At 62.5% G+C, this 20,768-nt stretch carries 19 protein-coding genes; 8 read left to right on the top strand and 11 right to left on the bottom strand.

Translation table 11 applies throughout. From position 1 onward, the window contains the following. Positions 1-65: 65 nt before the first annotated feature. Positions 66-794, top strand: coding sequence for an SDR family oxidoreductase (locus tag ABEB22_RS02585; protein WP_339114408.1), 729 nt, complete (start codon positions 66-68; stop codon positions 792-794). An 85-nt stretch (positions 795-879) separates the two neighbouring features. On the opposite strand, the gene ABEB22_RS02580 is transcribed toward ABEB22_RS02585, so the two are convergent. After that, positions 880-1,083, bottom strand: coding sequence for a SlyX family protein (locus tag ABEB22_RS02580; protein WP_339114409.1), 204 nt, complete (start codon positions 1,081-1,083; stop codon positions 880-882). Positions 1,084-1,269: 186 nt separating this feature from the next. Here ABEB22_RS02580 and hisS point away from each other — a divergent pair, with 186 nt between their 5' ends. The 3 genes from hisS to hisG are packed head-to-tail and all read left to right on the top strand — an operon-like array spanning position 1,270 to position 4,546. Then, positions 1,270-2,772, top strand: coding sequence for a histidine--tRNA ligase (gene hisS / locus ABEB22_RS02575; RefSeq protein ID WP_406870766.1), 1,503 nt, complete (start codon positions 1,270-1,272; stop codon positions 2,770-2,772). Next, a complete protein-coding gene (locus ABEB22_RS02570; protein ID WP_406871114.1) occupies positions 2,772-3,842 on the top strand; it encodes an ATP phosphoribosyltransferase regulatory subunit in 1,071 nt (356 codons plus the stop codon). Before hisS ends, ABEB22_RS02570 begins: the two co-directional genes overlap by 1 nt. After that, positions 3,839-4,546 (top strand): ATP phosphoribosyltransferase, encoded by a 708-nt coding sequence (hisG, locus tag ABEB22_RS02565; protein ID WP_406870765.1) that lies wholly within the window; start codon positions 3,839-3,841, stop codon positions 4,544-4,546. The genes ABEB22_RS02570 and hisG overlap by 4 nt, the downstream gene beginning before the upstream one ends. Before the next feature lie 29 nt (positions 4,547-4,575). On the opposite strand, the gene ABEB22_RS02560 is transcribed toward hisG, so the two are convergent. The 6 genes from ABEB22_RS02560 to ABEB22_RS02535 form a co-directional block, all read right to left on the bottom strand. Continuing rightward, positions 4,576-5,517, bottom strand: coding sequence for a 2-hydroxyacid dehydrogenase (locus tag ABEB22_RS02560; RefSeq protein WP_406870764.1), 942 nt, complete (start codon positions 5,515-5,517; stop codon positions 4,576-4,578). 9 nt (positions 5,518-5,526) lie between these two features. Next, positions 5,527-6,672: a rod shape-determining protein RodA gene (rodA, locus tag ABEB22_RS02555; protein WP_339114413.1), complete on the bottom strand. Its 1,146-nt coding sequence runs from the start codon at positions 6,670-6,672 to the stop codon at positions 5,527-5,529. An 11-nt stretch (positions 6,673-6,683) separates the two neighbouring features. Further along, positions 6,684-8,630 (bottom strand): penicillin-binding protein 2, encoded by a 1,947-nt coding sequence (gene mrdA, locus ABEB22_RS02550; protein ID WP_339114414.1) that lies wholly within the window; start codon positions 8,628-8,630, stop codon positions 6,684-6,686. A gap of 75 nt (positions 8,631-8,705) precedes the next feature. Further along, positions 8,706-9,245, bottom strand: a complete 540-nt coding sequence (locus tag ABEB22_RS02545; protein WP_406870763.1) for a rod shape-determining protein MreD — start codon at positions 9,243-9,245, stop codon at positions 8,706-8,708. Continuing rightward, positions 9,238-10,164 (bottom strand): rod shape-determining protein MreC, encoded by a 927-nt coding sequence (mreC, locus tag ABEB22_RS02540; RefSeq protein ID WP_339111873.1) that lies wholly within the window; start codon positions 10,162-10,164, stop codon positions 9,238-9,240. The genes ABEB22_RS02545 and mreC overlap by 8 nt, the downstream gene beginning before the upstream one ends. 120 nt (positions 10,165-10,284) lie before the next feature. Next, positions 10,285-11,322: a rod shape-determining protein gene (locus tag ABEB22_RS02535; RefSeq protein ID WP_339111874.1), complete on the bottom strand. Its 1,038-nt coding sequence runs from the start codon at positions 11,320-11,322 to the stop codon at positions 10,285-10,287. A gap of 284 nt (positions 11,323-11,606) precedes the next feature. Between ABEB22_RS02535 and ABEB22_RS02530 the strand changes: the two genes are divergently transcribed. Beyond that, positions 11,607-12,599: an acyltransferase family protein gene (locus tag ABEB22_RS02530; RefSeq protein ID WP_406870762.1), complete on the top strand. Its 993-nt coding sequence runs from the start codon at positions 11,607-11,609 to the stop codon at positions 12,597-12,599. Between the two features lie 33 nt (positions 12,600-12,632). Here the strand turns inward: ABEB22_RS02530 and ABEB22_RS02525 are convergent, their stop codons facing one another. Beyond that, positions 12,633-14,192 (bottom strand): 2-isopropylmalate synthase, encoded by a 1,560-nt coding sequence (locus tag ABEB22_RS02525; RefSeq protein ID WP_350938647.1) that lies wholly within the window; start codon positions 14,190-14,192, stop codon positions 12,633-12,635. Between the two features lie 363 nt (positions 14,193-14,555). Between ABEB22_RS02525 and ABEB22_RS02520 the strand changes: the two genes are divergently transcribed. Genes ABEB22_RS02520 through ABEB22_RS02510 form a run of 3 tightly spaced genes read left to right on the top strand, consistent with a single transcriptional unit; the run spans position 14,556 to position 17,431 of the window. Continuing rightward, the gene (locus ABEB22_RS02520) at positions 14,556-15,200 is read left to right on the top strand and encodes an SDR family NAD(P)-dependent oxidoreductase (RefSeq protein ID WP_339111876.1); all 645 of its coding nucleotides are present in this window, start codon (positions 14,556-14,558) and stop codon (positions 15,198-15,200) included. A 4-nt stretch (positions 15,201-15,204) separates the two neighbouring features. Continuing rightward, a complete protein-coding gene (locus ABEB22_RS02515; protein WP_339111877.1) occupies positions 15,205-15,909 on the top strand; it encodes an SDR family oxidoreductase in 705 nt (234 codons plus the stop codon). Further along, positions 15,899-17,431 (top strand): cryptochrome/photolyase family protein, encoded by a 1,533-nt coding sequence (locus tag ABEB22_RS02510; protein WP_406870761.1) that lies wholly within the window; start codon positions 15,899-15,901, stop codon positions 17,429-17,431. The genes ABEB22_RS02515 and ABEB22_RS02510 overlap by 11 nt, the downstream gene beginning before the upstream one ends. Before the next feature lie 13 nt (positions 17,432-17,444). Here the strand turns inward: ABEB22_RS02510 and yihA are convergent, their stop codons facing one another. Genes yihA through yidC form a run of 3 tightly spaced genes read right to left on the bottom strand, consistent with a single transcriptional unit; the run spans position 17,445 to position 20,694 of the window. Continuing rightward, a complete protein-coding gene (gene yihA / locus ABEB22_RS02505; RefSeq protein WP_339111879.1) occupies positions 17,445-18,095 on the bottom strand; it encodes a ribosome biogenesis GTP-binding protein YihA/YsxC in 651 nt (216 codons plus the stop codon). After that, positions 18,095-18,853 carry an MOSC domain-containing protein gene (locus tag ABEB22_RS02500; protein ID WP_406870760.1) on the bottom strand — a complete coding sequence of 253 codons (759 nt, stop codon included), beginning with the start codon at positions 18,851-18,853 and terminating at the stop codon, positions 18,095-18,097. Before ABEB22_RS02500 ends, yihA begins: the two co-directional genes overlap by 1 nt. Then, positions 18,850-20,694, bottom strand: coding sequence for a membrane protein insertase YidC (yidC, locus tag ABEB22_RS02495; RefSeq protein ID WP_339111881.1), 1,845 nt, complete (start codon positions 20,692-20,694; stop codon positions 18,850-18,852). The genes ABEB22_RS02500 and yidC overlap by 4 nt, the downstream gene beginning before the upstream one ends. Positions 20,695-20,768 lie beyond the last annotated feature (74 nt).

Genomic DNA, 20,768 nt, shown 5'->3' with positions numbered 1-20,768 from the left:
GCTAAGGCTTGCAGTTCCTGACGGAACTACTAGGGTTTGGCCATTCGGTTTAAGGAGTCGTGCTGATGGACGAACGCAAAGTGATCCTGTTGACGGGCGCAAGCCGGGGGATCGGCCACGCGACGGTCAAACGCTTCGATAGCGAAGGCTGGAGGGTGCTGACCTGCTCGCGCCAGCCCTTCGATCCGCGCTGCCCCTGGGGCGGCGAGGAGGACCATATCCAGATCGATCTCGCCGATCCGCAGCAGACGATGGATGGGATCAGCGAGATCCATTCACGCCTCGATGGCAAGCTGCATGCGCTGGTCAATAATGCGGGGATCTCGCCCAAGACCGAAACCGGCGGGCGGCTCTCGGCGCTGGAAACGGATCTGCGGACATGGGGAAAAGTGTTCCATGTCAACTTCTTCGCCTCGATCGTTCTGGCGCGCGGGCTGAAAGAAGAGCTCTGCGCGGCCAAGGGATCGGTGGTCAATGTGACCTCGATCGTGGGCTCGCGGGTGCATCCCTTTGCCGGTGCGGCCTATGCGACCTCCAAGGCAGCCCTCAAGGCGCTGACCCGCGAGATGGCACATGATTTCGGTCCCTATGGTGTGCGGGTGAATGCCATCGCACCGGGCGAGATCGCAACCTCGATCCTCAGTCCCGGCACCGAGAAGATCGTCGAGAATATCCCGATGCGCCGTCTGGGCGAGCCGAAGGAAGTGGCCGATCTGATTTATTATCTCTGCTCGGATGCGTCGAGCTATGTCACCGGCACCGAGATCGAGGTCAATGGCGGACAACACGTCTGAGTGAGGCACCCGAAGCCGCCCCTCGGGGGCGGTCTTCGCGAGGCGCAAGGGGCTCGATGCCCCGCCGCGCCGAGGCCCGCCTTCCTCACCAGTGCGGCGGGCGCTGGTCGGCTAGCGGGATCGCGCTGCTGTCGTCATATTCGCGCTGCGCCTCGCGCTCCAGCAACATCGATACCCGACGCTCCAGTTTGGTGATCTGCGCATCCTGCCGTGCGACGACATCCGACAGGTCCTCGACCGTGCGGGTCAGGTGGGCGAGTTTCTCTTCGAGTTCCGTGCTGCGGTCCATTGCGCTCTCCGTTCCGTGGGCGGCGCGTGCCGCCCGAAAGGTCTGGCGTGCTTATGCCACGCCCGTGCCCGAAGGGAAATCATCAATCCGACCCTGTCCCAAAGCACCCTGAAACCCCTCCCAAAGCCTTGCCCCCCTTGGCGCAAGCCGCTATTGCCTTGCGCACAACCAGTATTGGGAAAGACCATGGCCAAGCAGAAGAAACAGCCCCGCCCGAAGGCCGAAGCGCCGAAAGGCTTCCGCGACTACTTCGGTTCGGAAGTGACCGAGCGTCAGGAAATGCTCGCGACCATTGCCGAGGTCTATCGCTCCCATGGATTCGATCCGCTGGAAACCTCGGCTGTGGAAACGGTCGAAGCGCTTGGCAAATTCCTTCCCGATGTGGACCGCCCGAATGCCGGCGTCTTCGCATGGCAGGAGGAAGATGACGGCAAATGGCTGGCGCTGCGCTATGATATGACGGCTCCTCTCGCGCGGGTTGCGGCGCAGTTCCGCAATGACCTTCCGAGCCCCTACCGCCGCTATACGATGGGGCCTGTCTGGCGCAATGAGAAACCCGGTCCGGGACGCTTCCGCCAGTTCTATCAATGCGATGCCGACACGGTTGGTGCGGCATCGGTCGCAGCGGATGCCGAGATCTGCGGCATGCTCTCCACCGCGCTCGAGGCGGTGGGTATCCCGCGGGGCGACTATCTCGTGCGGGTCAATAACCGCAAGGTGCTGAACGGCGTGATGGAGATGGCGGGCGTGCTCGACCCCTCCGATCCGGCCCGTTTCGAGGACGAGCGCGGCACGGTCCTGCGCGCCATCGACAAATTCGACAAATTCGGCGAGGAGGGCGTGCGCCTTCTGATGGGCCCCGGCCGTCTCGACGAGTCGGGCGATTTCACCAAGGGCGCGGGGCTTTCCCCCGAACAATGCGACATCGTCATGGGCTTCATGTCGGCAAAACGCGAGAACGGCACCGCCACGGCCGCGCGTCTGCGTGAGCTGGTCGGCGGGTCGCTGATCGGCGCCGAGGGCGTCAACGAGCTTGAGGAGATCGCGGAACTCCTCGACATCCAGGGCTTCGGTTCCGACCGGATCGAGATCGATCCTTCCGTCGTGCGCGGCCTTGGCTATTACACCGGACCCGTCTTCGAGGCGGAACTCACCTTCGAGATCCTTGACGAGAAGGGCCGCAAGCGCCAGTTCGGTTCGGTCTCGGGCGGCGGTCGCTATGATGATCTGGTCAAGCGCTTTACCGGTCAGGAAGTGCCCGCCACCGGCGTCTCCATCGGCGTGGACCGCCTGCTGGCCGCCCTGCGGGCCAAGGGCCGGATCGGTGCCAGCCACCAAGGCCCCGTGGTGATCACGGTCATGGACCGCGACCGGATGGGGGAATACCAGTTGATGGCGGCAGAGCTGCGCGCCGCCGGTATCCGCGCCGAGGTCTATCTGGGCAATCCCAAGAATTTCGGTAACCAGCTGAAATACGCAGATAAGCGCGAAAGCCCTGTGGCGGTGATCCAAGGCTCGGATGAGGCGGATCGCGGTGTGCTGCAGCTCAAGGATCTGGTTCTGGGCGCCAAGCTTGCGCAAGAGGCCAGCCTCGAGGAATGGAAATCCCAGCCTGCTCAGGTCGAGGTCCCGCGCGCCGATCTGGTGGCGGAGACCCGCAAGATGCTGGCCCGCTACGAGGTGAAATGATGGCGACCAAGACCGAAGCCCGCGCCACCGGCCAGCGCTTGCTGCAATCTTTCCTGTCGGCAGGGGCTGTCGAGATTCAGCCCGATATCTTGCAACCTGCCGAGGTGCTTTTGGACCTTTACGGCGAGGATATCCGCGCCCGCGCCTATGTTACCCACGATCCGGGACAGGGCGAGATGATGCTGCGCCCCGATTTTACCGTGCCTGTGGTGCAGGCGCATATGAAGGGCGGGGCCGAGCCTGCGCGCTATTGCTACTTGGGCGAGGTTTTCCGTCGTCAGGACCATCTGGGCTCCGCCCGCGCGGTGGAATATCAGCAGGTGGGCTACGAGGTCTTTGACCGCGAGGATCCCGAGACTGCCGATGCCGAGGTGTTCGCGCTCTTCAACGGGCTTCTGTCGCGGCTGGGTCTGACCGCCACCATGGGTGATTTCGGTATCCTGCGGGCGGCTGTGGACGGGCTCGATACGATGCCCGCCCGCAAGGCGGCGCTCTCGCGTCATATCTGGCGGCCCGCGCGGTTCCAGAAACTGCTTCAGCGTTATGCAGGTTTGGTCCCCGTGCCCGAGACCCGCCGCGAGACGCTGGGCGGCATGCGCTCGGAAGCGCCGTGGATCGGTCTGCGGTCTTCGGGCGAGATGGAGCTGCGGATTTCCGTGCTGAAGGAAGAGGCCGAGGAAGCGCCGATTTCCCGCGCCGATGTCGAGAAACTCGATGCGCTCTTTGCGCTCAACTGCGCCGCCGAGGATGCACCCGCCGCGCTTCGTGCGCTGGATATTCCGGCGATTGCTCCGGCGATCGCGCGGCTCGAAACCCGTCTGGCCGCCCTCAAGGCCCGCCGGATCGATCTATGTGCCTTGCGCTTTGACGCGAGCCACGGGCGCTCCACGATGGAATATTACGACGGGTTCGTGTTCAGCTTTGCCACCGAAAACCCAGATATGCCGCCTGTGGCCACGGGAGGGCGCTATGATGCGCTGACCCGCATTCTGGGGCAGGGCGCCGAAATTCCCGCCGTAGGGGGCGTCATCCGTCCGGGCGTTCTGGCAGATCTGGAGGCAGGCCGATGAGCATGATCAAGCTGGGTGTGCCGTCCAAGGGGCGGCTGATGGAAAAGACCTTTGCGTGGTTCGCCGAGCGCGGTGTGACGCTGAAACGCACAGGGTCCGACCGAGAATATGCCGGCGCGGTCGAGGGGGCTGAGGGCGTCGAACTGGTGCTTCTGTCGGCCTCCGAGATTCCGCGCGAGCTGGCGGCGGGGCGTATCCATCTGGGGGTGACCGGGTCCGATCTGGTGCGCGACAAGCTGGTCGATTGGAATAAACAGGTGGTGGATCTGGCCCCGATGGGCTTTGGCCATGCCGATCTGATCATCGCCGTGCCCGATTGCTGGGCCGATGTCGATACGCTGGAAGATCTCGACGCGGTGGCGCATGCCTTCCGCACGACCCATGGCATGCGGCTGCGGATCGCCACGAAATACCACCGTCTGGTGCGCGAGTTCCTGACCCGCGAGGGCGTGGCCGATTACCAGTTGGTCGATAGTCAGGGCGCGACCGAGGGCACGGTGAAAAACCTCACCGCCGAGGCGATTGCCGATATCACCTCCTCGGGCGAGACCCTGCGGGCCAACCACCTCAAGATCCTGTCTGACGGCTTGATCCACCAGTCGCAGGCGACGCTGTTTGCATCCCGCTCGGCAGACTGGGGTTCGGTTTCTGACAATTTCGCCCGCTTTGCGGCGCAGCTACAGGTCGAGACGCAGGATCTGTGACAGGAAAGGCGCCCCGTGGGGCGCCTTTTTCAATAGCCGCGGGTGCGGTCGACCAGATGCAGGAGCGGCTGGCCCGCTTCCGCGCGCGCGATATTCTCGGCAATCACCCTCGATGCCGTCTCGGGGCGGGTGGCCGCGGCGATATGCGGGGTCACGGTCACGCGCGGATGTGCCCAGAACGGATGGGCGGCGGGCAGAGGCTCCACGCGGAACACATCCAGCACCGCATGGCCGATTTCGCCGGCATCCAGCGCCGCCAGCAGTGCCTCGTCCACCAGCACCGTCCCGCGCCCCGGATTGAGGATTACAGCCCCCTCCGGCAAAAGCCCCAGATGGGGGGCATCCAGCAGATTGGTGGTCTGGGGCGTTTGCGGCAGCAGTGTCACGAGGATCTCGGCCTCGATCAACGCCTCTTTCAGCCCCGCATCACCCGAGAGGCAGGTAATCCCCTCGATCTCCTTCGGGCTGCGGCTCCAGCCGATGACGTTGAAGCCCACTTGCGCCAGCATCTTGGCGCAGGCCCGTCCCAAGGCACCAAGCCCCAGAACGGTTACCTTGCGGTCGGAGGCCAGAGGCGCTGCATGGCCATTGCGCCAAACGCCATCCTGATGGGCGGCAAAGAAGCCGATCCCGAGATGGTGCGCCATCACATGGCCCAGCACCCATTCGACCATCCCGCGCTCCAGCCCGTGGTCGACCATGCGGCAGAGGGGCTGGGTGAGGCTGGCGTTGCCCACGATCTTTTCGACCCCCGCCCAGAGGCTGAGCACGGCGCGGGCCTTGGTATAGGGGCTGAAATCCTGAAGCGGGCCTGCCGGCGCATAGACGATATAGTCTACCAGCGCGGGGTCCATGCCCTCATGCACGGGCACCAGCTCGGCCTGGATGCCCTTTTCCTGCAAGGCGCGGGGAAGGCAATGGCGGTAGTCGTGCCAGTCGTCTTCGGTGGCGGCAAAGAGGATACGGGGCATGGGGAATTCCTATCGGGTTCGGGGGCGGTGGATATGGGCGCTTTGCACGAGGCCGAAGGCCGCAAGCAAGATCATCATCGCGGTTCCGCCATAGGATACAAGGGGGAGGGGCACACCCACCACCGGCATCAGCCCCATCACCATCGCCATGTTGATCGCGAAGAACAGGAAGAATGTCCCCGCGATCCCTAATGTCAGCAGTGAGGAGAAGCGGTCCTTGTTATGGAGGGCGGAATGGATGCAGAACCCGATAATCCCGCCATAGAGACAGAGCAGAGAGAAGGCCCCGACAAAGCCGAATTCCTCGGCCAGTGTGGTGAAGATGAAGTCGGTATGTTTCTCGGGCAGGAAGTTCAGCCGCGATTGGGTGCCCTGCATATAGCCGCGCCCATGCAGCCCGCCCGACCCGAGCGCGATCTGCGCCTGCATGATGTTATAGCCTGCGCCCAGCGGGTCCGCGCCCGGATCGAGGAAGGTATCGATCCGTTTGAACTGGTAGTCATGCAAGAGCTGCCAGTCGGTGCCACGGCTTTCCATCACGGTAAAGACCAGAGCGCAGACGATGGCGATGACGGTCCCGAAATACCAGAGGCTGACACCGGCGCAGAACATCAGCAGTCCCCCGCCTGCCACGAGGAGAACCGCCGTGCCCAGATCGGGCTGAGTCAGCACAAGGAAGGTCGGGATTAAAATCAGCACCACAGGGATCAGCACCCAGAGGGGACGCGAGACCTTTTTCACATCGAGCCAGTCGTAATAGGCGGCCAGCAGCATCACCAAGGCGATTTTCATCAGCTCGGAGGGCTGGATACGCAGGGGGCCGACCTCGAGCCAGCGCTGCGCGCCCATGCCGATCGCGCCGAACAGCTCCACCGCCAGCAGCAAAAGCAGCGCGATGATATAGATGACCGCCGAGACGTTGCGCCAGAACCATATCGGCGTGAAGCCTACGATGAACATCGCCGCGATCCCGATGCCGAAGCGTTCCATCTGCGGCTGGGCCCATGTCTTGATGTCACCGCCTGCCACCGAGTAGAGCATCAAAAAGCCTACCGAGGCCACGGCCGAGAGCAGGATCACCAGCGGCCAGTTGATATAGAGGATCTTGCGCAGCCCTGTGGGGACGGTCTTGAGATTGGATTCGAGATAGCTCATGTCAGGCCCCTTTACGCTCTGCTGGTGCCCGAGGGCTTGGCCAGATCGGGATCGACGAGGTTAAGTTTCGAGAAGCGCTCCTCTATCTCGCCGCGCTGGCTACGCGGATAGGCATCAAGCGGCGGCAGGCCGTCGGCCAGTGCAAACAGCATCACATCGCGCGCGATCGGCGCCGCGGCGGTGGCCCCGCCCGAGCCGTGTTCGACAACCACCGAAATGGCATAGCGCGGGTTATCCACCGGCGCGTAGCACACGAACAGACCGTGGTCGCGGCGCCGCCACGGGAGTTGGTCGTTGCGGATCACCCCGCGGGCGCGCTCGGCGGCCGTGATGTTACGCACCTGTGCCGAGCCCGTCTTCCCCGCCATGCGCCATTCGGATTTCACAACCTTCGATTTGCCCGCCGTCGCATGTGTGCCGTTCACCACCATATCCATACCGCGGCGCACGTTGTTGAGCATCGCTTCGGGCAGGTCCATATGGGGCATCTCGGGGCGGGGCACCTCGATCCCGTTTTTCGATTTGACGAGATGCGGCACGATCTCCTTGCCGGAGGCGATCCGCGCCGTCATGATCGCCAGCTGCATCGGCGAGACCAGCACATAGCCCTGACCGATGGACGCGTTGACCGAATCGCCCACCTGCCAGTCCTTGCCGAACCGCTCGCGTTTCCATGCCCGAGTGGGCGCGATACCGTCCTGCACCGCAGACATCGGCAGATCGGGTTTGTGGCCGAAACCCAGACGCTCGGCCATGGCCGACATCCGGTCGATGCCGCAGCGCTGCGCCATCTCGTAATAGTAGCAGTCGCAGGACTGCTCGAGGCTCTGGGACATGTTGAGCCAGCCATGCCCCGAGCCTTTCCAGCAGTGGAAGCGGCGGCCCGCGATCTCGGTATAGCCGCGGCAATAGACCTTTTCGTCGGGGGTCACGAGGCCGGCCTCGAGCGCCGCCAGTGCCGCGACCGGTTTATAGGTCGAACCTGGCGGGTAAAGGCCCTGCACGGTCTTGTCGGCCAGCGGACGGTGGTCATCCTCGGTCAGGGTCTTGTAATCGGCCACCGAGATGCCGCGCACGAAGAGATTGGCGTCAAAGGAGGGCGCCGAGGCACAGGCCAGCACATCGCCATTCGTGATATCGAGCACCACGCAGGCCGCCGACTCATCGCCCATCCGCTGCAGTGCGAAATTCTGGAGTTTGTAATCGAGTGTCAGTTGCAGGTTCTCGCCGGGCGTCCCCTCGCGGCGGCCCAGTTCGCGCATCTCGCGACCCGTGCTGTTGACCTCGACCTCGCGCTGGCCCGCCTCACCGCGAAGCTCCTCCTCGAATTTCGCCTCCACACCGATCTTGCCCAGCTGCACACCGGGGAGCATCAGAACGGGGCTCGGATCGGGAATTTTCGAGAGATCGTAGCTGGAAACGGGGCCGACATAGCCCAGAACATGGGCGAAATCATCATGGCGGGGATAGATGCGCGAGAGGCCCACCTCGGGGGTGACGCCCGACAGCGAGGGCGCATTGACCGCCACGCGCGAGAATTCCTCCCAGCTGACACGGTCGGCCACGGTCACCGGCACGGTGCGGGCACGCTTGCGCAATTCGTCGCGGATATCGGCGACCTGCTCATCGGTCATCGGGATCAGTGCGCGCAGATCGGTCATGACACGGTCCAGATCGTCCACATCCTCACGGGTAATGGAAATGCGGTAGAGCTGTTCATTCCCCGCAATCAGCACCCCGTTGCGCTCGTAGATCAGCCCGCGCGTCGGCGGGATCAGCCGGAACTTGACCGAGTTGCCCTCGGCCATCGTCCGGTATTGCTCGGAATCCTCGAGCTGCATCTTGCGCATACGCTCGCCCAGAATGCCCATGACCCCCAACTGGATACCGCCCAGCATGAGCGCGCGTCGCGTAATGCGGCTTTTGCTCTCGCGGATCGTTTTCTCGGTCTGTTTCATGGGCGGTCCTTCCTTCGGAAAGGGGCTGAACTTCGGCGGGGCCGCGGGCAGTGGCTGCCTGCGGGAGTTTTTTGGTCAGACGCGATGTCCCAGATCGTCCACCTCGCCCGGCACGGCGCGTTTGACCCCGAAGGCCAGCCGCGACAGCGCCACGACGAAGGGATAGGCGATCAGCGTGGTCAGCGCCTGCAGCAGCACGCGGCCCAAGGGGGGCTGGTCTACCATCATCAGGGTCATCACGATCCGTTCCAGGAAGACCATCATCACCAGAAGGGCGGCGATCATGGCCAGTTCCATGGCAAAGGGCATCTCGCGTAGGCGGGTCTCGCGGCGGCGCAACCATTGGGTGGCCATCAGCACGATCAGCGTCCACAGCCCCGGTGCGCGCCAGAAGACCAGATCCTGCACGAAAAACACTGCGATGATCAGGATGGCAGGCACATAATCGGGTTTGCGCTGCACCCATGCAAGGGCGAAGGCAAGGCACAGATCCGGCCCCGGTATCCCGTGATAGGTGGGCGAGATCGGTAGCAGGCGGATGAAGATGATGACCGAGATGATCACCACAAACAGCAGCCTGTGCGCCCAGATGCGGGAGGTGAGCGGGTCAACCATTGCTTTGCCCGGTGGATGTCTTGGGGGCGGGGGGCAGGGCCTGCTGCTCGCGGTCGATTTTGCCGACGGGCGGCGGGATGAGGGCGCCCACGCCCTTCAACTGCTCGGCCGGATAGGAGCGTAAGACCTTGAGGAATTCGAGCTGCTCGTAATCGGCGGCAAGCCGGACCCTCAGGCGGCCGTTGCGCTCGACCACCTGACCCACCAGCAGACCCGCCGGAAATACCCCGCCATCGCCCGAGCTGATGATGCGGTCGCCCGCACGGATCCGGTCGGGATGTTCGATGAAATCGAGCGCGGGGAAGGGGGAGTTGTCGCCCGACATGATCGCGCGCTGGCCGGAGGGCTGCAGCGTGACCGGAATGCGCGAGGAAGAATCGGTCAGCAGAACCACCCGCGAGGTGGTCTTGCCCACACCCGAAATGCGCCCCACGAGCCCCAAGCCATCCATCGTCGCCCAGCCATCCACGATCCCGTCGCGCGAGCCGATATTCAGCAGCACCGACTGCCGGAAGGGCGAGCCGCTATCGGCCATCACCACGCCCGAGACGGAGGTCAGTTTGGGATCGAGCCGGACATTGTTCTGCGCCAGCAGCTTGGCGTTTTCCTGCTCCAGCTGGACGGCGGCCTCTTTCCACGCCTTCATCTGCTGCAGCTCGCGGCGAAGCTCCTGGTTCTGTTCATAGATCCGCGTGTAGGACTGGAAGCCCTCGGCCATGTCCAACACCTTGGTCACCGGCACCATCGCCCAGTCGAAGGTCGGCACATAACGGTCGATAAAGGCCGAACGCAGACGCTCGACGCGCGGATTGTCCACGCGCCACAAGATGACCGCTGCCACGAGGGCGAGCACGAGAATGGCAATGACGATCCGGCGCAGGGGGCCGAGATAGTCCTCTTCATCGCGGTTTCGTGCCACTGTCCACTCCGGAATTCTGGGGTTGGGCCCGAGCGGCCCGATCTGGCGGGGTTATAACGAAAACGGGCGCCCCGCTCAACGCAGCAGACGCCCGCCTCTCATCACATTCCTACACGCGTCTTAGCTGTCGAAATCGATCACATGACGCAGCTGTTTTTCGTATTCCAGTGCCTTGCCGGTGCCGAGGGCCACACAGTTCAGCGACTGGTCCGCGATCGAGATCGACAGGCCCGTCTGCTCGCGCAGCGCCAGATCCAGTTCGCCCAGAAGCGCGCCGCCACCGGTCAGCATCACGCCACGGTCGACGATATCGGCGGCCAGATCCGGCGGGGTTGTCTCGAGCGCCTGCATCACCGCATCGCAGATCTGCTGGACAGGTTCGGCCAGCGCCTCGGCGATCTGCGCCTGCGTGATCTCGACCTCTTTCGGCACGCCGTTGAGGATATCGCGGCCACGCACCGACATGGAAGTGCCACGCCCGTCATCGGGCATACGGGCCGAGCCGATGGAGGTCTTGATCCGCTCGGCGGTGGCTTCGCCGATCAGGAGGTTCATGTTGCGGCGCAGATAGGAGATCACGGCTTCGTCCATGCGGTCACCGCCCACACGCACCGAACGTGCATAGACGATATCGCCCAGCGAGAGCACGGCCACCTCGGTGGTGCCGCCGCCGATATCCACGACCATCGAGCCCGTGGGGTCGGTGATGGGCATGCCCGCACCGATGGCTGCGGCAATCGGCTCGGCGATCAGGCCGGCGCGGCGGGCGCCTGCCGAGATCACCGACTGGCGGATCGCGCGTTTTTCCACCGGCGTCGCGCCATGGGGCACACAGACGATGATCTTGGGCTTGGACAGGGTCGAGCGGCGATGCACCTTACGGATGAAATATTTGATCATCTCTTCGGCGCTGTCGAAATCGGCGATGACGCCTTCGCGCATCGGGCGGATCGCCTCGATGGAGCCGGGCGTCCGGCCCAGCATCAGTTTCGCGTCCTCGCCCACGGCCAGCACCTGCTTCTTGCCGTCCTTGACGTGGTAAGCCACCACGGAGGGCTCGTTCAAGACGATGCCACGCCCTTTCACGTAGACCAGCGTGTTCGCCGTCCCGAGGTCGATCGCCATGTCTGATGAAAAGATTCCGCCCAAGCTAACCATGTTTCGTCCTGCACTGCCCTGTAAAGCCTTCGGCGACTCATACGGTCGCCCCCAGCCCGTATAGTCAAGGAATAGGGACGCGGAAAGTCCAATTGCCCTCACGACATTGCAATGACGCACCTATCCGCCAATCACATACTTGCGAGTGTGATTTACGCAATTTTTGGCCGCCAAATAGGCGGTTTTCCGCGTGGATAGTGTCACTTTTCGAACATGCCTGATTTTCACGCGATGGTGTCGGACCTGTGCCTTCCGTCTTGTCGTTACGCGCGTCAGGAGGAGCCATGACACAGAGTTTGCAATGGGCCGGACGTGACGCGCAGCCGCATCCAGGAACGCAATCCACGCGGATTGCCGCGATCGAATGGACGAAGATCCTATTCGCGCTCTCGATCGTGTGTCTGCATACCGGTATTTTCAGCGATCTGTCGCGCCCTCTGAATATCCTTATCGGCAACAATCTCGCGCGGCTCGGGGTGCCGTTCTTCCTGTTTGTGACGGGGTTCTATTTTGACAGACAGGTTAAACGCGGGATCGGGCACCTCTTGAGGCGGATGGCGGGGCTCTACGCGATCTGGACACTGATCTATCTACCGTTCTGGATCAGCGATGCGACCCTTCCGCTCTTCGTCACCAATGTCATCGTGGGTTACTGGCAACTCTGGTATCTGCTGGCGGCGCTGATCTCGGCGGTGATGCTCTATCTGGTGCGGGGGCTCTCCCCGAAAGTGCTGATCGGGCTTGCGGTGGCGATCCTCTTCCTCGGCGCGGCGCTGCAATATGGCCAGCGGGTGGACCAGAGCCCGGTCCATGAAAGCCTGCCGATTTCGGCGGATGGAGCATTGGCGCGGAATTTCCTGTTTTTCGCCTTTCCTTTCATGGCACTGGGATATGTGGCGGCACGGCTACAGGGCCACTGGGATGGGCTGACACAGACGGGTCGGCGCCTCCTTCTGGGCGTTACAGGCGCGATCTTCGCCGCCGAGATCGGGATGAACGATCTGGTCTTCAACGCGGTCGGGCCGTTCGACATCTTCCTGTCGAGCGCGCTCTTTATCCCTGTGCTGTTCCTGACGCTGAAAGGGCAGGGCGGCGGCTGGCAGATCTCGCCCGTATGGTCCACGGGGATCTATCTGGTCCATGTGCTGTGGATCAATGTGCTGGGGATGGCGCTGCCCGACTTGCCAAAGCTGGCGCTGGGGCTGGCGGTGATCGCGCTGTCACTGGCCTCGGTGCCGGTCCTGCGGCAGGTCAACCGGTCTATTCCCGTCTTGTGAAAACGGCGCGGGGGATGCCCGCGCCGTTCTGCTTTATTCCTTGAAGGAGACCGTCTTCATATCGGCATCCGGTGCCGTCTTGGTGCGGCGCAGAATCAGGCGGTTGAGCGCACCGACATACGCCTTGACCGAGGCCAGAATGGTGTCGGTATCTGCCGCCGAACCGGTCACGATACGGCCATCCTCTTCCAGACGCACCATCACGGTGGCCTGTGCATCAGTGCCATCGGTCACGGCCTGCACCTGATAGAGCTTCAGGCGCGCGCCATGCGGGAAGATCTGTTTGACCGCATTGAAGCAGGCATCCACGGGGCCGTCGCCCTCGCAGGTGGCCTTTTTCTCCTCGCCCGCAACGGTCATCACCAGATCGGCTTCCTGACCGTCCGAGCCGCAGACCACGCGCAGTTTCTTCACCTGCAGATGGTCCTCGCCGGTATTGACGACGCTATCGGTCATCAGCGCGAGGATGTCCTCGTCATAGACCTCTTTCTTGCGGTCTGCCAAAGCCTTGAAGCGCACGAACACGTCCTGCAGCTGGTTATCGGCCAGATCGTATCCCAGTTCCTTCAGTTTCGAGCGCAGCGCGGCACGGCCCGAATGCTTGCCCATCGCGATATTGGTCTCGGTGATGCCGATATCGGCGGGCTTCATGATCTCGAAGGTCTCGACGTTTTTCAATACGCCGTCCTGGTGGATGCCCGATTCATGCAGGAACGCGTTCTTGCCGACGATCGCCTTGTTGAACTGCACCGCAAAGCCCGACACTTGGGACACGCGACGCGAGAGGTTCATGATCTTGGTCGTGTCGATCTTGGTCTCGTAGGGCATCAGATCTTTACGGACGCGCAAGGCCATGACGACCTCTTCGAGCGCGGTATTGCCCGCACGCTCGCCCAAGCCGTTGATCGTGCACTCGATCTGGCGCGCACCTGCCGAAACCGCCGCCAGGCTGTTGGCGGTCGCCATGCCGAGGTCATTGTGGCAATGGGTGGCAAAGATCACATCCGAGGCACCCGGAACCTTCTCCAACAGCATACGGATGATGTCGGCCGATTCGTCGGGCAGGGTGTAGCCTACGGTGTCGGGGATGTTGATCGTGGTGGCGCCGGCCTTGATCGCGGTTTCGACCACGCGGCAGAGATAGTCACGCTCGGTGCGGATCGCATCCATTGCCGACCATTGCACATCCTCGCACAGGTTGCGGGCATGGGTGACGGTCTCGAAGATGCGCTCGACCATTTCGTCCTGATTGAGCTTGGTGATCTCGCGGTGGCTGGGCGAGGTGCCGATGAAGGTATGGATGCGCGGGCGGGCGGCGTGTTTCACGGCCTCCCAGCAGCGGTCGATATCCTTGAAATTGGCGCGGCTCAGGCCGCAGATCACCGAATTCTTCGAGTTTTTGGCAATATCGCTGACAGCAGCGAAATCGCCTTCGGAGGCGATCGGGAAGCCTGCCTCGATAATATCCACGCCCATTTCATCGAGCAGCCCTGCGATCTCGAGCTTCTCGTTATGGCTCATCGTCGCACCCGGCGATTGCTCGCCATCACGCAAGGTGGTGTCAAAAATCAGAACTTGGGAATTATCGGTCATGTTCGCAGCCATGGTTGTCTCCTCGTAATCGGCTCTTAACGCGTCTGAACCCCGATGGCCAGCAAACCGCTTGGGCATCGGGTGGCTTGGGCGCTGGCTACCTCCGAGCGGTCGCGCCCAAGGGCACGCTCAGAGGCGCGTAAGAAGAAGGAGAAGGCCGCGCAGCGCACCGCCACCAGCCGTCAGGCCACGCCCTTGGGCGGCCAGCGAGGTGGGGTTATGTGCGGTGCGTGTCATCATGGGCTGGACTATAGGGGCAGATTCTACGATGAAAAGCCCAAAATGGCCGGACCGGTCCTTTTTTTGGGGTTGAAATCATGCTGCGGCGCGGCAATTTCAGGAAGGGAGCTTAGGGAGGCACTTATGCGTGCACTGATCATTGGCGATACCGGCGGTATTGGCGGCGCCTTGCGCGACCGTCTGGAACAGGGCGAACACGAGGTCATCGGGCTTTCGCGCGCGCGGGACGGGTTCGATATTTCCCAAGAGGCCAAGATCGAGGCGGTGATGTCGGGTCTCGACGGCACATTCGATCTGGTCTTTATTGCCTCCGGTATTCTCGGCACGCCCGAGAAGTCGCTCTCGGCACTGAAGGCCGAGGATATCATGCGCCAGTTCGCGGTGAATGCGATGGGGCCCGCGCTGGTGATCAAGCATGTGCGCAGGCTTCTGCCGCGCGACAGGCGAGCCACGCTGGCCGTGCTGTCGGCGCGGGTGGGATCGATTGGTGATAACCACCTGGGGGGCTGGTATTCCTATCGGGCCTCCAAGGCCGCGCTGAACCAACTCGTGCATACCTCGGCCATCGAATTGCGGCGCAAATTCCCGCAGCTTGTAGTGGCTGCCCTCCATCCGGGGACTGTGGCTACGGCCTTCACCAGCAATTACACCGCCGATAAGGTTTCTCCCGAAGAGGCGGCCGAACGGCTATTGACCGTGGTTCAGGGTTTGACGCCGGAACAAAGCGGTGGTTTCTGGGATTATTCCGGCAGACCAGTGGAGTGGTGACTATATGAAGACGGCGATCGTAACGGGGGCGGCCTCGGGGATCGGGCGGGCGATTGCGCTGCGTCTGGTCAAAGAGGGCTGGCAGGTTGCGGCGCTCGATATCGACGAGGAGGCGCTTGCGACCCTGCCGCACGAGATGGCGCTATGGGATTTTGTCTGCGATCTGGGCGATGAGGCCTCGGTCAAGTCGGCGGTGGAGCAGGCGGGTTTTGACCGGCTGGATCTGCTGGTCAATAACGGCGGCCCCGCCGACCCGTTCTCCGGCCCGATCGAGACCATGACGCTCGCCGATTGGGATCATTGGCTGGAGCCCCATCTGACCGGCACCTTCCTGATGGTGCGTGAATGTGCACCCGCTCTGAAGGCGGCCAGGGGTGCTGTGGTGAATATGGCCTCCACCCGCGCCTTCCAGTCGCAGCCGCAGACCTATGGCTATGCCGCGGCCAAAGGGGGTGTGGTGGCACTGACCCATGCGCTGGCGGTGGGGATGGGGCCCGATGTGCGGGTCAATGCCATCGCTCCGGGCTGGATCGATACGGTGGGCGAGCCGCTCAGCCCGCGTGATCATATGCAGCATCCCGTGGGGCGTGTGGGCCTACCCGAGGATATTGCCGATGCGGTGATGTATCTGGCGGGGGCGGGGTTTGTGACGGGGCAAGTATTGCCCGTCGATGGCGGCATGACACGGCGGATGATCTATGGCGAATAAACCACGCCTCGTTCTGGTGCTGGGCGACCAGCTGACGGCCGAGGGTGCCGCCCTGCGCGCCGCCGACAAGACCCGCGATGTGATCGTGATGGCCGAGGTCCGCGCAGAGACCGATTATGTGGGCCATCACAAGCAGAAGATCGCGCTGGTCTTTGCCGCGATGCGGGCTTTTGCCGAGGGCTTGCGGGCCGATGGCTGGACCGTGGCCTATACGCGGTTTGGCGAGGCGGGAAATAGTGGCTCGATCACCGGCGAAATCCTGCGCCGCGCCGAGGAACATGGGGCGGCTTCGGCTGTGACGATTGCACCGGGCGAGTGGCGGCTGCGGCAGGCATTGGAGGATTGCCCGATCCCCGTGGTGCAATTGCCCGATGACCGCTTCCTGTGCTCGGAGGCAGAGTTTGCCGAATGGGCCAAGGGCCGCAAATCGCTCAGGATGGAATATTTCTACCGCGAGATGCGCCGCAAAACGGGGCTCTTGATGGCAGGAGATGATCCAGAAGGTGGGCAGTGGAATTACGACGCCGAGAACCGTAAGCCCGCGCAGGCCGACCTATTCCGCGTGAACGCGCCGCGCTTTGCGCCGGATGGCACCACGCGCGAGGTGCTGGATCTGGTGGCGCGGGAGTTTGCCGATAACTTCGGCGGGCTCGAAGGGTTCAATTGGGCAGTGGACCGCAACGGGGCCCAAAAGGCGCTCGCTCATTTCATCGCGTATAATCTGGCGGATTTCGGCACCTATCAAGATGCGATGCTGGAAGACGATCCGCTTCTCTATCACTCGCTCCTCTCGCCCTATCTCAATCTTGGCCTGCTGGGGCCTTTGGAGGTGTGTCTGGCGGCAGCCCGCGCCTATGCGGCGGGCAAGGTGCCGCTCAATTCTGCGGAAGGCTTTATCCGGCAGATCATCGGCTGGCGCGAATATGTGCGCGGCATCTATTTCCATGAGGGGCCGGACTATACCGCGCGCAACCATCTGGATCAGCACCGCAAACTGCCTTGGGCCTATTGGGGCGGCAAGACAGAGATGAACTGTCTGCGCCACGCCGTGGCCCAGACCCGCGATCTGGCCTATGCCCACCATATCCAGCGTCTGATGATCACCGGCAATTTCGCGCTTCTGGCGGGGGTGGATCCCGCGCAGGTGCAGGAGTGGTATCTGGCGGTCTATATCGATGCGTTCGAATGGGTCGAGGCGCCCAACACGGCGGGCATGAGCCAGTTTGCCGATGGCGGCGTGATCGCCTCCAAACCCTATGTCTCCTCGGGCGCCTATATCGACCGGATGTCGGATTATTGCGGGTCTTGCGCCTATTCGGTGAAGAAGAAAATGGGTGAGGGGGCCTGCCCGTTCAATCTGCTCTATTGGCACTTTCTCGACCGCAACCGCGATAAATTCGCGGGGAATCCGCGTATGGCTGTCATTTATCGGTCATGGGACAAGAGAAAACCCGAGGACCGGAAGATGATCCTCGGGCAGGCCGAAACGATGCTCAACAAGATCGCGCAGGACGCGTTTTAATCGAGGCCCGTTCTTAATCGAGACCGGCGATGATCGCGCGGAGCGTCTCGATGCCAACGCCCTTGTCCGACGAGGTCAGGATGATCTCCGGATGCGCGGCTGCGTGTTTGGCCAGAGCCCCCGAGACCTGCTTGAAGAGCGCCTCGTGATCCTTGGCATTGATCTTGTCGGCCTTGGTCAGCACCACCTGGAACGTGACGGCGGATTTATCCAGAAGCGTCAGGATCTCCTCATCCACGGCCTTCACGCCGTGGCGCGAATCGATCAACACAAAGACGCGGCGCAGGGTCGGGCGGCCCGCCAGATAGGCGCGCAGCAACTCTTGCCATTTCTTCACGATCGGCACGGGCGCTTGGGCAAACCCATAGCCCGGAAGGTCGACCAGATAGGGGCCGTCCTGCGTGGTGAAGAAGTTGATCTCCTGCGTCCGGCCTGGGGTATTGGAGGCGCGTGCAAGGTTCTTGCGGCCCGTTAAGGCGTTGATCAGGGATGATTTCCCGACATTCGAGCGGCCCGCAAAACAGACTTCGATCCGGTCGGCAGGCGGCATGCCCGACATCGCCACAACGCCTTTGAGAAACTCGACAGGAGCCGCGAACATCAACCGGCCACGTTCGGCGGCGAATTGCTCGGGGGCGGGGGCTTCCTTGAATTGGATTTGCATCAGATCACCTCGATTTTGCTGCCGGTCGCGATTTGGCCGGGTTTCGTGACGCGCACGAAAATCCCGAAATTTGTATGCCCATAGCGGTCTTTCAGCAGTTTGAGAAGGTCTTGATCACGCGCACCGGTTTCGGGGTTGCCGTCGGTGGCGCGGCAGCGACCTACGGGTTCGACCACTTCCAGCTCCGCCTCGCCCAGACGCAGGCGCTTCCCGACCAGCTCCTGCTCGGCCATGGCACCCCAACCCGAGACCCAGAGATTGGCACGGAACCGGCGCATGTCGAGGGTGGTGCCCGCCGCCTGCGACAGATCGCCCAGCGAGCCGGTGCCGATCAGCGACAGGACCGGCGTTTTCTGGTCGGTCAGGGGTTGATCGATTGCCGCGACCAGTCCGGTGGGGCGGGGACGATGCGCGGGCCAGAGATCGTCAAGCCATGCCAGAAACCGCGCGTGGTCCTCGGCGTTTTGCGGTGAGAAAACCAGTGGATCTTTCGTAGGATGCGAGAGGCAGAATGCCTCGCCGCGCGTCTCGAGCGTGACAGCCATCAGGGCAGGGGCGGAGACGCCCACCACGAAATTGAGTTTTTGAGCCCAATCGGCGCGGCCCTCGCGGAGTTCGATCTTGGAGCGCTCGTGCAGCACGGCCCAGACCCTGTCCAAAGGCAGAGCGCGCCCCTCTGTGAGGGACGCGCTGTTGATGGCTTCCGCCCCGATCGCTTTGATCGGATGGCGGAAGATATGGCTCAGAATGCCGGTCATTTGGCCTTTCCGTCGGCTTTCTTCTTCCCGAAGCTCGACTTGATGTTGCCAAAGATGTCCGGGCGTTTCCCGTGCATCGACATGATCGTATATTGCTGGATGAAGGTGATCGTGTTGTTCGCGATCCAGTAGAGCACGAGGCCCGACGCGAAGCTACCCAGCATGAACATGAAGATCCACGGCATCCATGCGAAGATCATCGCCTGGCTCTTGTCGGCGGGGGCGGGGTTCAGCTTCTGCTGGAACCACATCGACACGCCCAAGAGGATCGGCAGGATGCCGAGGCTGAGGATGAACAAGAAGCTGCCCGGTTCCGGCGTGCCCCATGGCAGCAGGCCGAAGAGGTTCAGGATCGAGGTCGGATCGGGAGCCGAAAGGTCATGGATCCAGCCGAACCACGGCGCGTGATACAGCTCGATCGTGACATAGATCACCTTGTAGAGCGAGAAGAAGATCGGGATCTGCAGCAGGATCGGCAGACAGCCCGCGGCGGGGTTGACCTTGTTCTTCTTGTAAAGCTCCATCATGCCCTGTTGCAGCTTCTGGCGGTCGTCGCCTGCGCGCTCCTTGAGGGCTTCCATTTCGGGCTGCAATTCCTTCATCTTCGCCATGGAGATGTAGGATTTGCGGGCCAGCGGGAACACGATCAGCTTGATAATGCAGGTCAGCGCGATGATTGCCCAGCCCATATTGCCGATGGCGGCATGCAGCCAGTGCAGGAGCCAGAAGATCGGCTTCGTCAGGAAGTAGAACCAGCCCCAGTCGATCGAATCGACGAATTTGGTGATCCCGAGATTGTCCTGATAGCCTTTGATGACCTCGTATTCCTTTGCACCGGCAAAGAGATAGGTGTCTGCCGACTGGGTTGCCCCTGCGGCCACGGTCATCACGGGCAGGCGGGTCTCGGTCTGATAGATATCGGAGTTCTCGCCCGAATATTTGACGACCGAGGTGAAGGGGCCGGTTTTCGGCGCCAGCGTGGTCATCCAGTATTTATCGGTGAAACCGGTCCAGCCGCCTTCGGAAACCGAGATCAGCTCGGCCTGACCCTCGCCCGCGCTTTGCTCGAGATCGCCGAATTTCTTGTATTTGATCTCTTCGAGTTTGCCATCGCTCATGCGCACGGCGCCCTCATGCAGGACATAGGTCGCTTTCGACGGCGGCAGGCCGTGACGGGCGATGATGCCATAAGGCGCGAGACGGACCTCGGTGTCTGTGGTGTTCTCGACCGATTGCTGGACGGTGAACATGTAATCGTCATCGACCGAGATCGTGCGGCGGAAAATCAGGCCAGCGCCATTGTCCCAGGTCAGGGTGACGGGGGTGTCGGGGGTTAGCTTGGCGCCTTCAGGGGCGGTCCAGACCGTGCGGGGCCCGGGAACCTGATCGGCCGAATAGCCGCCTGCGGGGGACCACCCATAGACCACATAATAGGGTTTGGCGGCGTTGGGCTCGGTGCCGCTGATCGGCGCGAGCAGCCGCACATCAGGGGAGTCGTCGGCCAGCGTTTCCTTGTATTTCTCGAGAGAGAGGTCGTCGAAACGGCCGCCCATCAGCGAGATGGAGCCTTTCAGATCCGGCGTCTGGACCGGAATGCGGGGAATGTTCGCCAGCTCATCGCTGGTGGCATTCGCTACATTCTTGGCGTCCTGCGTCGCGGTATTCAGCGCATCCGGTGTCGGTGCGATGGTGGGCGCGGTTGCCGAGGCGGCCTGATCCGAGACGGTTTCACCACCCTCCGGATTGGTCGTCTGCTCCGGCGGGAAGAAGACTGTCCAGCCGATCAGCACGAGTGCGGATAATACGGCTGCGATGATGAGGTTCTTATTCTGGTTTTCCATGGGCGATGAGGATCCGTCTGCCTTTCGGGAAGTCGTGTCGGTTCAACAGAAGGGGGGGCAAAAGGTCAAGCCCT

The sequence above is a fragment of the Thioclava sp. 'Guangxiensis' genome (assembly GCF_045348365.1).
Taxonomy (GTDB): domain Bacteria; phylum Pseudomonadota; class Alphaproteobacteria; order Rhodobacterales; family Rhodobacteraceae; genus Thioclava; species Thioclava kandeliae.
This window is presented reverse-complemented; position numbering and strand designations above follow the sequence as displayed.

What these genes read in the sequence shown, in the direction of transcription:
- ABEB22_RS02585 (WP_339114408.1), top strand. Translation starts at nt 66, where the DNA reads ATGGACGAACGCAAAGTGATCCTGTTGACGGGCGCAAGCCGGGGGATC.
- ABEB22_RS02580 (WP_339114409.1), bottom strand. Translation starts at nt 1,083, where the DNA reads ATGGACCGCAGCACGGAACTCGAAGAGAAACTCGCCCACCTGACCCGC.
- hisS (WP_406870766.1), top strand. Translation starts at nt 1,270, where the DNA reads ATGGCCAAGCAGAAGAAACAGCCCCGCCCGAAGGCCGAAGCGCCGAAA.
- ABEB22_RS02570 (WP_406871114.1), top strand. Translation starts at nt 2,772, where the DNA reads ATGGCGACCAAGACCGAAGCCCGCGCCACCGGCCAGCGCTTGCTGCAA.
- hisG (WP_406870765.1), top strand. Translation starts at nt 3,839, where the DNA reads ATGAGCATGATCAAGCTGGGTGTGCCGTCCAAGGGGCGGCTGATGGAA.
- ABEB22_RS02560 (WP_406870764.1), bottom strand. Translation starts at nt 5,517, where the DNA reads ATGCCCCGTATCCTCTTTGCCGCCACCGAAGACGACTGGCACGACTAC.
- rodA (WP_339114413.1), bottom strand. Translation starts at nt 6,672, where the DNA reads ATGAGCTATCTCGAATCCAATCTCAAGACCGTCCCCACAGGGCTGCGC.
- mrdA (WP_339114414.1), bottom strand. Translation starts at nt 8,630, where the DNA reads ATGAAACAGACCGAGAAAACGATCCGCGAGAGCAAAAGCCGCATTACG.
- ABEB22_RS02545 (WP_406870763.1), bottom strand. Translation starts at nt 9,245, where the DNA reads ATGGTTGACCCGCTCACCTCCCGCATCTGGGCGCACAGGCTGCTGTTT.
- ABEB22_RS02535 (WP_339111874.1), bottom strand. Translation starts at nt 11,322, where the DNA reads ATGGTTAGCTTGGGCGGAATCTTTTCATCAGACATGGCGATCGACCTC.
- ABEB22_RS02530 (WP_406870762.1), top strand. Translation starts at nt 11,607, where the DNA reads ATGACACAGAGTTTGCAATGGGCCGGACGTGACGCGCAGCCGCATCCA.
- ABEB22_RS02525 (WP_350938647.1), bottom strand. Translation starts at nt 14,192, where the DNA reads ATGACCGATAATTCCCAAGTTCTGATTTTTGACACCACCTTGCGTGAT.
- ABEB22_RS02520 (WP_339111876.1), top strand. Translation starts at nt 14,556, where the DNA reads ATGCGTGCACTGATCATTGGCGATACCGGCGGTATTGGCGGCGCCTTG.
- ABEB22_RS02515 (WP_339111877.1), top strand. Translation starts at nt 15,205, where the DNA reads ATGAAGACGGCGATCGTAACGGGGGCGGCCTCGGGGATCGGGCGGGCG.
- ABEB22_RS02510 (WP_406870761.1), top strand. Translation starts at nt 15,899, where the DNA reads ATGGCGAATAAACCACGCCTCGTTCTGGTGCTGGGCGACCAGCTGACG.
- yihA (WP_339111879.1), bottom strand. Translation starts at nt 18,095, where the DNA reads ATGCAAATCCAATTCAAGGAAGCCCCCGCCCCCGAGCAATTCGCCGCC.
- ABEB22_RS02500 (WP_406870760.1), bottom strand. Translation starts at nt 18,853, where the DNA reads ATGACCGGCATTCTGAGCCATATCTTCCGCCATCCGATCAAAGCGATC.
- yidC (WP_339111881.1), bottom strand. Translation starts at nt 20,694, where the DNA reads ATGGAAAACCAGAATAAGAACCTCATCATCGCAGCCGTATTATCCGCA.